General features: G+C 37.5%; 12 protein-coding genes. 9 read left to right on the top strand and 3 right to left on the bottom strand.

The features are described 5' to 3' along the window. Nucleotides 1-194: 194 nt before the first annotated feature. The 4 genes from sppA to RT445_RS01945 all read left to right on the top strand — a co-directional run bounded on the left by sppA (nt 195) and on the right by RT445_RS01945 (nt 3,507). Nucleotides 195-1,208: a signal peptide peptidase SppA gene (gene sppA / locus RT445_RS01930; protein ID WP_274794084.1), complete on the top strand. Its 1,014-nt coding sequence runs from the start codon at nt 195-197 to the stop codon at nt 1,206-1,208. 12 nt (nt 1,209-1,220) lie between these two features. Beyond that, nucleotides 1,221-1,844 carry an RDD family protein gene (locus RT445_RS01935; RefSeq protein ID WP_274794083.1) on the top strand — a complete coding sequence of 208 codons (624 nt, stop codon included), beginning with the start codon at nt 1,221-1,223 and terminating at the stop codon, nt 1,842-1,844. 141 nt (nt 1,845-1,985) lie between these two features. Then, entirely contained in the window at nt 1,986-2,489 is a 504-nt protein-coding gene (gene tpx, locus RT445_RS01940) for a thiol peroxidase (RefSeq protein ID WP_274794082.1), read from the top strand. 88 nt (nt 2,490-2,577) lie between these two features. Continuing rightward, the gene (locus tag RT445_RS01945) at nt 2,578-3,507 is read left to right on the top strand and encodes a class I SAM-dependent methyltransferase (protein WP_274794081.1); all 930 of its coding nucleotides are present in this window, start codon (nt 2,578-2,580) and stop codon (nt 3,505-3,507) included. Between the two features lie 65 nt (nt 3,508-3,572). Here the strand turns inward: RT445_RS01945 and RT445_RS01950 are convergent, their stop codons facing one another. Next, nucleotides 3,573-4,022, bottom strand: a complete 450-nt coding sequence (locus RT445_RS01950) for a universal stress protein (protein WP_274794080.1) — start codon at nt 4,020-4,022, stop codon at nt 3,573-3,575. A gap of 423 nt (nt 4,023-4,445) precedes the next feature. On the opposite strand from RT445_RS01950, the gene ald reads away from it, so the two are divergent. Continuing rightward, nucleotides 4,446-5,561 carry an alanine dehydrogenase gene (gene ald / locus RT445_RS01955; protein WP_274794079.1) on the top strand — a complete coding sequence of 372 codons (1,116 nt, stop codon included), beginning with the start codon at nt 4,446-4,448 and terminating at the stop codon, nt 5,559-5,561. A gap of 46 nt (nt 5,562-5,607) precedes the next feature. Here ald and RT445_RS01960 read toward each other — a convergent pair whose 3' ends face one another. Next, nucleotides 5,608-6,696, bottom strand: coding sequence for a M24 family metallopeptidase (locus RT445_RS01960; protein WP_312506605.1), 1,089 nt, complete (start codon nt 6,694-6,696; stop codon nt 5,608-5,610). A 226-nt stretch (nt 6,697-6,922) separates the two neighbouring features. Between RT445_RS01960 and RT445_RS01965 the strand changes: the two genes are divergently transcribed. Further along, a complete protein-coding gene (locus tag RT445_RS01965) occupies nt 6,923-7,606 on the top strand; it encodes a metal-dependent hydrolase (protein ID WP_312506604.1) in 684 nt (227 codons plus the stop codon). A 150-nt stretch (nt 7,607-7,756) separates the two neighbouring features. Beyond that, nucleotides 7,757-9,064 (top strand): DRTGG domain-containing protein, encoded by a 1,308-nt coding sequence (locus tag RT445_RS01970; protein WP_274794076.1) that lies wholly within the window; start codon nt 7,757-7,759, stop codon nt 9,062-9,064. A gap of 54 nt (nt 9,065-9,118) precedes the next feature. On the opposite strand, the gene RT445_RS01975 is transcribed toward RT445_RS01970, so the two are convergent. After that, a complete protein-coding gene (locus tag RT445_RS01975) occupies nt 9,119-9,424 on the bottom strand; it encodes a YtpI family protein (protein ID WP_274794075.1) in 306 nt (101 codons plus the stop codon). A 90-nt stretch (nt 9,425-9,514) separates the two neighbouring features. Here RT445_RS01975 and RT445_RS01980 point away from each other — a divergent pair, with 90 nt between their 5' ends. Next, a complete protein-coding gene (locus RT445_RS01980) occupies nt 9,515-10,459 on the top strand; it encodes a DHH family phosphoesterase (protein ID WP_274797367.1) in 945 nt (314 codons plus the stop codon). A 22-nt stretch (nt 10,460-10,481) separates the two neighbouring features. Continuing rightward, a partial coding sequence (locus RT445_RS01985; protein ID WP_313469529.1) for a DNA polymerase III subunit alpha occupies nt 10,482-13,142 on the top strand: 2,661 nt, incomplete at its 3' end.

Raw genomic sequence — 13,142 nt, forward strand, 5'->3', positions numbered from 1 at the left:
ACACTAATTATCATTTCCTAGGAAATAATGTCGAAAATCAAAGTTCAAGAATGGCAATGGACTTTGATTTTTTTTGTTTTTTTAGGTAAGGTATTATGAGGAAATAAATAGTATAAATCTTTTTGCATATAATTGCAAAAAAATGAAACAAAAAAGCTAGTCATTCGTATTACGTGTTAAGGAGGCGGAAAGACATGAATGTTAAAAGGTGGGTTGCTTTAGTAGTCGCAGGTGTTCTTTTATTATTTTCATTGGGGATTAACACCATTTTTGCTCTATTTAAAGCAGATTTCCTAGGTAATTTTGATAGTTTAATGGCAGGAAATAATTTAGATGTATATGAAAATGTAATTGAAGGAGATAATTTTGATAAGCGGATTGCTTATTTAAAGGTAGATGGAACAATTCAAGATATCGGCTCAAGTACATTATGGCAACCAGTTGCCTATGATCATCAATTTTTCCTAGAGCAATTGGATAATATTTTGTATGATGATTCAGTACAAGGCATTGTTTTAAGTGTCAATTCACCAGGTGGTGGCGTCAAAGAATCAGCAGATATTTATAAAAAGCTCTTAAAGATTAAAGAAGAACGTCAAATTCCGATTTATGTATCTATGGATTCTATGGCTGCATCAGGTGGATATTATATTTCAGCACCTGCAGATAAAATATTTGCGCATCGTGATACAATTACAGGATCGATTGGTGTTATTATGCAATCTATTAACTACCAAGCATTAGCTGAAAAAGTTGGTGTGAAATTTGAAACGTTTAAATCAGGTGAACATAAGGATATGCTAAGTCCAATGCGTGAAGTGACAGCAGAGGAACGTGCCATGATGCAAGATATGATTAATGAAACATATGAAGAATTTGTGGACATAGTAGAGCAAGGTCGTAATATGTCTGAAGCAGACGTGAAGAAAGTGGCAGATGGTCGTATTCTTGGTGGTACAAAAGCGCTTGAGGCAGGCTTAATTGATGAAATTGGGGATGAAGAAGCAGCTATCGCAGCGTTAAGAGCAGATTATGGCCTTGAAGATGCTGCATTATTTGAGTATGCATATGATATGGGAGGCTGGCAATCGTATGTTGGTATGAAAATAGGCTCCATATTTGGTCCATCTGCGGAAGAAAAGATGCTAATGAAAATTATGACGGACTACAGTGCGCCTAAAATGATGTACTTATATGGGGAATACTAAGGGGGAAGTACAATGACAAACAATGAAATTGTTATGCAGGGCTCACCCTCTATGGAAAATGGCTTTCTTATCAACACCTCAGAAAAATCGGCAAAGCCTACAAACTATGCGTTAAAAACCGCTGGCTTTTGGATTCGATTTTGGGCATTTTTATTAGATGGTTTCATAATATCTGCTGTAGGTGGAATACTCTTCAATCCTATCTTTTATCTAATGGATTGGTCCTTATCAGACACCGTTTGGTATGCGCCGATTTCTCTCATCACGGCAATTCTCTATTATAGCTATTTTGTGCTAATGACAAAGTTCTTTGGGCAAACATTAGGGAAAATGGTTTTTGGATTACGTGTTATTTCATTAAAACATGATAAGCTAACATGGTCAGATGTGTTATTCCGTGATTGGATTGGCCGCATTATTAATAATGTTTTTATGCCACTTTATATTTTGGTCGTCATTCTACCAGAAAACCAGGGTTTACATGATTATTTTGCAGATACAACCGTGGTACACGAAAAAGTCTTTATTGAAAAGGATGTCGTACCTATAGCTTCTTTGAATCAAGAAGAGATGATAGAAAATCAAGTGCAAGAGGAAAAACCTGAACTAGCCAAGCTAGAAGAAAAAAATGAATAGTAAGCAAGAGGCTGTCTCGAAATAATAGTGAGGCAGTCTTTCCTATTAATAGCACATTCTAATAAAGTAAGCTAACTTAGTTGCAATTAATTCCCTTCATTTAGTAATATTATGTACATATGATGATTAGGAGGCGTTTATATGGCACAAGTAACATTTAAAAATGGTCCTGTAACACTAGTAGGAAATGAAGTAAAGGTGGGCGATCAAGCTCCTGATTTTACAGTATTAGCGAATGACCTATCACCTGTAACATTAAAAGATTCAGAAGGAAAAATTCGTTTATTTAGTGTTGTACCATCATTAGATACTGGTGTATGTGATGCGCAAACACGCCGTTTCAATGAAGAAGCAGCTAATTTAGGCGATAATGTAGTCATTTATACAGTATCCGTAGATCTTCCATTTGCTCAGAAGCGTTGGTGTGGGGCAGCAGGTATTGATGCAGTTCAAACTGTTTCTGATCACCGCGACCTTTCATTTGGTGAAGCATATGGCGTGTACATTCAAGAATTACGTCTTCTGACACGTGCAGTTTTCGTTGTGGATGCAAATAATAAAGTGACATATGTTGAGTATGTACCTGAAGCTACAGATCATCCAAACTATGAAGCGGCCGTTGCAGCTGTTAAAGCACTAGCATAATGAGCTGCTTTTAGGCTAAGATAATACTAGACAAATGGGCTGTGACGTGTTTTGTCACGGCTCTTTTCTGTGTGAAAGGAAGTTATCTATGGAAAATATCGAGAAATTATTTGGTTTGCTTAATGAGCATGCCGAAAAAATCGAAAAAGAACACAATATAACACTGTTAGAGGGGTTACTAGATGGTCTAGAAGCATGGCTCGATGGTGAAGTTGATTTTTCACAACAAGGTGCGACAAAAGAGGATATTCGTAAAGCTATTCAAATCGCCATTTTAAAAGGAATGCGTAAAGGTTCGCAGCCAAATCATCAAATGACACCAGATACATTAGGTTTACTCGTTGGCTATTTTGTGGAACAAATTTTTGTAGAGCGTCTTGAAAATGAAAAGATTTCAATCATGGATCCAGCAGTAGGTACAGGTAATTTACTACTGACGGTCATGAATCTATTAGATGGCAAAGTGGAAGCTACTGGTGTTGAAGTGGACGAACTACTTATTCGCCTTGCTGCGGCCACTGCTGACTTAACAGAGCAGCCTATTTCTTTATACCGTCAAGATGCCTTAGAGGATTTATTGGTAAACCCAGTTGATGCAGTTGTTTGTGATTTACCTGTAGGCTATTATCCAAATGAAGAAGTGGCACTCAACTATGAACTATGTCCGTCAGAGGGAATGAGTTATGCACACCATTTATTTATTGAACAATCGATGAATTATACAAAAGATGGTGGCTATTTATTTTTCCTTGCGCCCTCTCATCTTTTCGATTCGGAACAATCTAAGCAACTACACAAATATATTCAAAAGCATGCTTGGATTCAGGCGATCATTCAATTACCTGACTCTATGTTTGCCAATAAAACATTAGAAAAAAGCATTGTGATTTTACAAAAGCAAGCGAAAGAATTAAAAGCGCCTAAAGAAGTCCTACTAGCAAAAGTACCAAATATGCAGAATAAACAGGCTCTGGCATTATTCTTTGAAAAAGTGAAAATGTGGAAAGAGGGCAAGTAAGCCTGACGATTCCAATAGAAGTAAAAAGGTATCCTTTAAAAGGATACCTTTTTATGTATTGCGAATTAGTTTTCTGGTGTACGGATAACAAGTACGTCACATTTAGCTGAACGTACAATGGCTTCAGATACAGAGCCAATTAAGAAACGTTCAACGGCATTTAAACCAGTTGCACCACAAATAATTAAATCTGCATCTACAATTTTAGAAAGTTCTTTTGTAATGATATTTTTTGGTGAGCCATACTCAATGATAAGATTCACATTTGTTAAGCCTTCATCTTCAGCTTGCTTTTTGTAACCATTTAATAGTTCTTCAGAAAATGCTTGAGCACGTTCCGCAATAGAACGATCATATGCCTCAATAGCAGCGAATGAACGAGTGTCGATTACATTTACTAGATTTAATACAGCACCTTCGTTTCGTTTTGCAACATCAATTGATTTACGAAATGCGTATTCAGCTTCTTTTGAACCGTCTACTGCAACAACAATGCTTTTATAATGATTAGCCATTTGAAAAACCTCCCTGATTTGTATATGTTGATTATACCAAATGATTTTCTAAAGGAAATACTTTCCGGAATAAAATTATGAAAAAGTGAAGGCATTTCATGAAGAAATGTCAAATAAATTTACTTACTTAATTCCCACTATTTACAGCGTGTAAACGTCTTTTTGCTAGTTAAATTTGCATTAGCTATAGCCTTCTTTAACGTTCCTTTCGTTTCATTAATTTGCTATCTAAATATAATGTTTTTCAACCAATTCATCGTTTAAATATTTTGTATTTTGGAAATGTTAGAAATTTTATTTGTATTTGCTTTAGTTAAAGCTTTTTTTGCATTTGTTTGGTAATATGGAATTGCAAGGGGTGCATCAATTCATAGTTACATATATGATGCTTATTTCTTAAGTTATGGAAGGGGATAGGAAACAATGAAGATTGGTATTCCAAAGGAAATTAAAAACAATGAAAATCGTGTAGCAATGACACCTGCGGGAGTTGTTACTTTAACTCATGCAGGTCATGAGGTGTACATTGAAACAGGAGCAGGTTTAGGATCAAGCTTTACGGATGCTGATTACATTGCAGCTGGTGCTCATATCGTTCAAACAGCTAAAGAAGCATGGTCACAAGAAATGATCATGAAGGTGAAAGAACCTGTTGCTTCAGAGTATGATTATTTTTATGAAGGTCAAATTTTATTCACGTATTTACACTTAGCGCCAGAGGTTGAATTAACTCAGGCACTTTTAAATAAAAAGGTTGTAGGGATTGCCTATGAAACTGTGCAATTAGCAAATGGCTCATTACCTTTGTTAACACCAATGAGTGAAGTAGCTGGTAAAATGGCAACGCAAATCGGTGCGCAGTTCTTGGAAAGAAACCATGCTGGTAAAGGTATTTTACTTGGAGGCGTATCAGGTGTACAACGCGGTAAAGTGACAGTAATTGGTGGGGGTATCGCAGGAACAAATGCTGCAAAAATCGCTGTTGGTATGGGGGCAGATGTGACAGTTATTGATTTAAGCCCAGAACGCCTACGCCAATTAGAAGATTTGTTTGGTCGCGAGGTTCAAACACTAATCTCAAATCCTTATAATATTGCAGAATCAGTGAAAAATTCTGATTTAGTCATTGGTGCAGTTTTAATTCCAGGAGCAAAAGCACCTAAGCTTGTATCTGAAGAAATGATTCAGTCAATGCAAGCTGGTTCAGTAGTGGTAGATATCGCGATTGACCAAGGTGGTATTTTTGCAACATCTGATCGTGTGACAACGCATGATGATCCAACATATGTAAAACATGGTGTAGTACACTATGCAGTAGCCAATATGCCAGGTGCAGTACCTCGTACATCAACTATTGCCTTAACGAATAATACTATTCCATACGCACTTCAAATTGCCAATAAAGGCTATAAGCAGGCTTGTCTCGATAATGAGGCACTTAAAAAAGGTGTCAATACATTAGATGGACAACTTGTGTATAAAGCAGTAGCAGATTCACAAGGACTGCCATTTGTAAATGTAGATGAATTAATTCAATAAATCATTGAAAAAGGAAGCACACAGGTTGCTTCCTTTTTTGTATTCCTTATAGAATGATTAAATCTTTCGGAAACTTTGTTAGTACCTCCACGCCATCTTTTGTTACGACAACGTCATCCTCGATACGTACGCCTGTTACATCTGATTTATAAATGCCAGGCTCAATTGTAAAGACCATGCCCTCTTCCATTGTCATTTCATTAGCGCCTGTAACGGATGGGAATTCGTGTACAGAAATGCCGAGACCATGCCCAAGGCGATGTGTGAAATATTCACCATAACCTGCTTCAGTAATTGTATCACGAGCAATTTTATCTAAGTCCATAGCACGAATACCAGGCTTGACGGCTGCCACTGCATTTTGGTTGGCAGCTAAAACAGTATTATAAATTTCTTTTTGTGCTTCAGTAGGTTCACCGAAGGCAACTGTGCGCGTAATATCTGAGCAATAGCCATCGTAAATTACCCCAAGGTCAAATAGTACCATATCACCTTTTTCAATTTTACGTGCTCCTGGTTTCCCGTGTGGAGATGCAGTTTTTGGACCGCTTAATACCATTGTTTCAAAGGACATTTTGCACCCTTTATCTTGAATAGCACTTTCAATCGCAGTTAGAATTTCCATTTCTGTTTTGCCTTCAGCGATTTCCTTGCAACCAACTTCAATTGCATAATCAGCTAATTCTGCAGCCTTACGTAATTTTTCTAATTCACTTTCATCCTTGATTACACGCATGGCATTAATCTTTTCATCAAGGCGCACAAAATTAGCTTGAGGGAATGATTGTTGTAAAGCTTCTAAACGTTCCACGATTAGTTGCGCTTTTTCAATGGCAAACGTAGTTGGGTTAACTTGACGTGATGTGATAGCTTGGGCAAGAACGTCCATCGAATTTTCTGTATCTTGATGACCAATAACCTCGTAATTCCAACCTGCAGCCTTCGCATCTGGAATCTCCATTTGTGGACAAATTAGAAAAGGCTCAGCATTTTTAAAAATCATAACCCCTAGTAATCTTTCATGTGGATTACTTTTAAAGCCTGATACGTAAAAAACATTGTCAGGTGTTGTTACGAATGCTGCATCAATGTGATTTTGCTGCAAATAACTTTGGATTTCTTTAACCTTTGACATAAATATGTCCTCCTTTTATTACATGGGAAATGATACGTTAAAAGGTTTCGACAAAAAATGTCGATGCCTTTCTTAGTACTGAATAATGGTGCTCTAACAGGGTATAAGTCTATTAGAGAAGTCTACGATTATTCTCTGTACAAGCATATCAAAAAAAGGGAAAATACGCATGAGTAGCGAATTAAAATGATGGACTGTAATTTATAATTCGGGGAGGATTTTAAAAATGGAAATCAGTTATCATGGACATTCAGTTGTCAAAATTCAAACAAATGGGAAAACAATTTTAATTGACCCTTTCATTAATGGCAATGGACAAACAGATTTAAACGTTGCTGAGGAGACACCAGATATTATTTTACTGACACATGGACATAATGATCATGTTGGAGACACGGTGGAACTAGCGAAGAAAAAAGATGCGTTAGTCATTGCTCCAAATGAATTAGCGAATTGGCTATCTTGGCAAGGTGTTAAAGTACACCCAATGCATATCGGGGGTGCTAAAGAATTTGACTTTGGTAAAGTGAAGTTTACTCAAGCCTTTCATGGATCATCTTATGTAACAGATAATAATGAAATTATTTATATGGGCATGCCAGCGGGGATTTTATTATTTATTGAAGGATTAACAATCTATCATGCAGGCGATACGGCCCTATTTGGAGATATGAAGTTAATCGGTGACCGACATCCAATCGATATTGCCTTCTTACCAATTGGAGATAATTTTACAATGGGACCAGAGGATGCAGCTTGTGCAGTTTCATTCTTGAAGCCGAAAATAGTTGTACCGATTCATTACAATACATTCCCACCAATCGAGCAAGATCCACAAATTTTTGCAGATTTAGTGCAAAATTCTGAGGTTCAGATTTTAAAAGCGGGTGAAAAAGTAAACTGTTTCTAATCCTTACGGTTGCTGTACTAATAAATTGACACCACGACGGTAGTTGAAATGATGGGCAGTATTAAACTTTTTCTCACTTTATATTAAATATTTTTATAAAAAATATGGTACACTAAGAGCAGAATTGAAGCTTAGGAAATAGGTGATATTTTGTCTACAAAACATGAGAAAATTTTACAATACATCGAATCACTACCCGTGGGCGATAAAATTTCAGTACGTCAAATTGCGAAGGAAATGCAAGTGAGCGAAGGGACTGCTTACCGCGCCATAAAAGAAGCGGAAAATCGCCGCTTAGTAAGTTCGATAGAACGTGTTGGAACAATTCGTATTGAGAAAAAAAAGAAAGAAAATATTGAGCGTTTGACTTTTGCAGAAATTGTCAATATTATCGATGGCCAAGTTTTAGGTGGAAAATCAGGTCTACATAAAACGCTAACGAAATTTGTCATTGGTGCAATGCAACTAGAGGACATGATGCGCTATACAGATGCAGGTAGCTTATTGATTGTAGGGAACCGTATTAAAGCACATGAAAATGCACTACGAGCAGGTGCAGCGGTTTTAATCACTGGCGGTTTTGATACTACAGAAGATAATAAGATGCTTGCAGACTCATTAGATTTACCAATTATTTCAACAAGTTACGATACCTTTACAGTTGCAACGATGATTAACAGAGCAATCTATGACCAATTAATCAAAAAAGACATTTTGTTTATCGAAGACATTTATGTACCAATGACTGACACGGCTGCGTTAAAGAATGATGAAACAATTCATCATTTCCAGAAGCTGAATGAACGTACAACACACGGTGCATTTCCAGTTGTCACTCATCAAAATAAACTTGTCGGGATGATTACTGTAAAAGACGTCATTGGACGTGAAGAAAACGAGCTTATTGAAAAAGTTATGACGAAAAATCCGATTGCTGGCTCCATGAAAATGAGTGTTGCTTCTGCAGGGCATAGGATGATTTGGGAGGGGATTGACCTCTTACCTATTGTGGATGATGATAATATTCTGCAAGGTGTCATTAGTCGTCAGGATGTACTAAAGGCACTACAACTAGCACAAAGACAGCCGCAGCATGGTGAAACAATTGATGATTTAGTGAAAAATGAAATGAAGGTATTAGGTGATGAGGAACTTATTGTCGAATTTAAAGTCACGCCACAAATGACCAATCAATACGGAGCAATCTCATATGGTGCTTTTACAACGTTATTAGCTGAGGTAGGTTCATTTGCATTAAAACGTCGCAAACGTGGAGATGCTGTGGCCGAGAATATGACGATTTATTTCATTAAACCCGTACAGATGGAAAGTACACTTACAGTTAAGCCTCGAATATTAGATATGAGTCGTAAGTTTGTGAAAATGGATTTTGAAGTGTATAATCAACAAATGCTTGTCGGTAAGGCAATGATGATGTTCCAATTATTAGAACGTTAACGATTAAAAAGGGATGGCCTAGAGCAATTGCTTGGTCATCCCTTTGTTACATAATTATTGATTTATACGAAATTCCTCTTCAACAAATTGCCCATAATGGCGTGCTTTTTTTGTATTTTCTAAAATGACAAAGATGCCGAGCACGACTAGAATTGCTACAATAATAAATGTATACAAGGTAGGGAATAGATAGGCTTGATTTAATCCAAAAAACACTAGGAAGGAACCAAAGCCTATATTCGCTTTACTCTTGTACCAATTCTTGGCAATCGGTAATGGAGAACGAAACTGTTTTGTTTTAAAATAAAAATAGAAGACAAATGATATGATTATCGTGAACACAAATATTAAATTGAGCATAGTAAACCTCCTAGCATAACTAGACATTATTGTAACGATTATTTTGGAAAAATGCTAACGGTTCTTACTATCATTTTGGAGGAATTTATGGTGAAAAGACAAATCATCGACACAATTAAGGCCAATGAAACAATCATAATTCATCGTCATGTACGTCCAGATCCGGATGCTTACGGCTCACAACAAGGATTAAAAGAGATTATTTTAGCAAATTATCCTGAGAAAAAGGTTTATGCTGTAGGAGACCATGATGCTTCTTTATCATTTATGGCACAGCCTGATCAAATAGCAGATGATGTTTATGAAAATGCCTTAGTCATCGTGACAGACACTGCCAATACAGAGCGCGTCGACGACCAGCGCTATACCAAAGGGAAAATGGTAATTAAAATTGATCATCATCCAAATGATGATGCTTATGGTGATCTTTTATGGGTTGACACAACAGCAAGCTCTTGCAGTGAAATGATTTATGAATTGTATGAAGAAGGTAAGGTAGTTGCAGACTGGAAATTATCAGATGCCGCAGCACGATTACTATTTGCAGGTATTGTAGGGGATACAGGCAGATTTCAATTCCCAAGTACAACCTCTAAAACATTTAAAGTTGCTGCAGATTTGATTACATATGATTTTAATCGAAATGAAATTTTTGATGGCATGTATGAAATGGATCAGAAGCTACTTAATTTACAAGGCTATATTTATCAAAATTTTGTAATGGATGAGCATGGAGCTGCCTATGTGAAGCTGTCAAAGGATTTGCTAGCACAGTATGAGACAGTTCCATCAGAGGCTTCTTTACTAGTAGGCTGTCTGGGCAGTGTAAAAGGAATATGCTCATGGGTAGTGTTCATTGAAGAAGAAGATCAAATTCGAGTACGACTACGTTCAAAGGGTCCAATTATTAATACATTAGCGAAGGAATTTAACGGGGGTGGGCATCCGCTAGCCTCTGGAGCTACTGCTTATTCATGGGAGGAGGCAGACGCCGTTATTTCAAGATTACAAGAAATTTGTAAAGCATATCATTAAGAGAGAAAAGGAAGGGATTCATTTGACACATGTATATACAAAGATGCATACGAGCGCGGATTTATTGAAAAGCACAATTCGGCTTGAACAATTGATTCCTTTTTTACAAGAGCAAAAAACACAGGCCTGTGCAATCGTAAATACGAAGTTGTACGGGCTTTTGCCTTTTTGTAAAGCGTTGCAGCAAGCAAATATCCATGCGGTCATAGGGCTTTCGGTTATCGTACAGTGGCAGGATCATCGTATACCCGTTGTACTGTATGCACAGACTCAAGAAGGCTATCAGCATCTTTTAAAGATTAGTAGTGCTATTTCAATTAGACATGATGAAGTATTGCCATGGAAGTGGCTTGAGGGATATGCAGCAGGATGTATCGCCATGCTTTCTACAAGTGATTTTGTGGACTTAACGGACTGGCAGGCAATAATTACTGCTTTTGTCCAGCTATTTAACCATCATTTTTATATGGGAATTGCACGACCTGGAGGGGTAAAAGCACCTAATGAAGGAGATATAGTTGTTTGGTGCGAGGAACAGACAATTCCACTTGTTGCCACTCAAAGTTGTTATTTTTTACGTCCAGAAGATCACTTTGCTTATGAGGTGGCTAGAGCGATTGATACGGGAGAAAAACTGGGTGGTACATTGTTAACGGCTGACTTACAAGGCTATTTTGCTCCTACGGCATATGAATGGCAAAATTGGTTTGCTGATCGACCAGAGTGGTTGGAGTCTAGCGTAAACATGCTTGCTAGTTGCACAGCTAGTATCCCTGAAATGCCTGTGCAAATGCCTAAATATCCTTTGCCTGTAGGTGAAACAGCTGAAAGTTTCTTGGTTAGTGAAGCATTTTCAGGATTGGAAAAACGCTTGAATCAAATGGCAATTCCGACTGTCTATCAGGAAAGGTTACAACATGAACTGGAAGTTATTTGTTCAATGGGCTTTGCTGACTATTTTTTAGTTGTTGCAGACTTTATGCGTTATGCGAAAGAAAATCGTATTTTGACTGGACCTGGTCGTGGTTCCTCCGCGGGTTCGCTTGTGGCCTATAGCCTATTCATAACACAAGTAGATCCACTAGCCTATGGTTTATTATTTGAACGATTTTTAAATCCTGAAAGAATCTCTTTACCTGATATTGATATCGATTTTGTCGATAGTAAAAGGCACCAGGTTATTCAGTATGTTGCACAAAAATATGGCAAAGCGAATGTTGCGCAAATTATTACATTTGGGACATTGTCTGCAAAAGCAGTAGCTAGAGATGTGGCGAGGGTTTTTAGCTTTGAGGCCGAGACGTTAGAAAAAATCTCGAAAATGATTCCTAATAAGCCAGGTATTACTTTACAAAGGGCTGTGGCAGAATCACAAGACTTTCAAGTCTGGTTAGCGGAGAATGAAAAGCATCAGCAGTGGTTGGATGTAGCACTTAAATTAGAAGGACTGCCGAGAAATTCCTCCACACATGCAGCGGGTATTGTCATCGCTCCATCTCCGTTAGTAAACACTGTACCTATTGAAGAAGGACATGATGGTATATATAGTACACAATGGCCGATGGGGGATATTGAAGCGTGTGGTCTCATTAAAATGGACTTTTTAGGCTTGCGCAATCTTACGATTTTAGAGCAAATACGTTGGTCAATCTATAAAGCGGGAGGACCCTGGATAGAATTTGAACGCATCCCTATGCATGATGAAACAACGTTTCAACTTTTACAACGTGGAGATACATCAGGTATCTTTCAATTAGAATCAGATGGAATGAAACAAGCTTTACGGGATATTCAACCTTCGAGCTTTTCAGATATTGTCGCGGTAAACGCACTTTATCGTCCAGGTCCGATGGATTTTATCCCAGTCTATGCTAGACGAAAAGCTGGGAAAGAAATGGTTGTTATGCCCCACCCTGTATTAGAGCCTATCTTACAAGAGACATTTGGCGTTATTGTTTATCAAGAACAAATTATAAAAATTGCATCTGTTCTGGCGGGCTTTACAATGGGACAAGCAGATTTGCTACGCCGTGCAGTAAGTAAAAAAAATCGTCAAGTTTTAGAGGAGCAACGTGCTTCATTTGTTAATGGTGCATTAAAGCAAGGATTTGATCAACATGTAGCAGAAGAAGTATACGAACTCATTGTTCGTTTTGCGGATTATGGGTTCCCTAAAAGTCATGCTGTGGCCTATAGTATAATTTCTTATCAAATGGCCTATTTAAAAGCTCATTTTCCTTTAAGCTTTTATGCAGCGTTATTATCAAATGCAACAGGAAATATAGAGAAGATTCAACATTTTGTCCTTGAGGCAAAAGATAAAGGTATCCTTTTTTATCCACCCTCATTAAAAAACAGTACGAAATATTTTACTGTAGAAAATGAAGGTATTCGCTATAGCTTATCAGGAATTAAGGGAGTACCGCATACTTTGATAGAAAAAGTGACTGCTTTACGTCAATCAAATCCAGAGGCGTTGAATAATCTTTTTGATTTAGCTGTTGCCTTAAGTGCACAGCATTTTAAACCGAAAGTCATGGAATCACTCATTTTTGCTGGTGCGCTAGATTACCTCGACAAAGACCGTGCTATTCTAGTCAATACCATAGATGCCGCCTTAAAACATGCTGAACTGTTACGGCCGACTGAAGATATCGACATGGCAACGGCAATGGCGTTTAAC

The organism is Lysinibacillus sp. (genome assembly GCF_032093475.1).
In the GTDB taxonomy this organism is placed as follows: Bacteria; Bacillota; Bacilli; order Bacillales_A; family Planococcaceae; genus Lysinibacillus; species Lysinibacillus irui.

Bases quoted from the DNA above. Each gene is read 5' to 3' on its own strand.
- sppA (WP_274794084.1), top strand. From the start codon at position 195: ATGAATGTTAAAAGGTGGGTTGCTTTAGTAGTCGCAGGTGTTCTTTTA.
- RT445_RS01935 (WP_274794083.1), top strand. From the start codon at position 1,221: ATGACAAACAATGAAATTGTTATGCAGGGCTCACCCTCTATGGAAAAT.
- tpx (WP_274794082.1), top strand. From the start codon at position 1,986: ATGGCACAAGTAACATTTAAAAATGGTCCTGTAACACTAGTAGGAAAT.
- RT445_RS01945 (WP_274794081.1), top strand. From the start codon at position 2,578: ATGGAAAATATCGAGAAATTATTTGGTTTGCTTAATGAGCATGCCGAA.
- RT445_RS01950 (WP_274794080.1), bottom strand. From the start codon at position 4,022: ATGGCTAATCATTATAAAAGCATTGTTGTTGCAGTAGACGGTTCAAAA.
- ald (WP_274794079.1), top strand. From the start codon at position 4,446: ATGAAGATTGGTATTCCAAAGGAAATTAAAAACAATGAAAATCGTGTA.
- RT445_RS01960 (WP_312506605.1), bottom strand. From the start codon at position 6,696: ATGTCAAAGGTTAAAGAAATCCAAAGTTATTTGCAGCAAAATCACATT.
- RT445_RS01965 (WP_312506604.1), top strand. From the start codon at position 6,923: ATGGAAATCAGTTATCATGGACATTCAGTTGTCAAAATTCAAACAAAT.
- RT445_RS01975 (WP_274794075.1), bottom strand. From the start codon at position 9,424: ATGCTCAATTTAATATTTGTGTTCACGATAATCATATCATTTGTCTTC.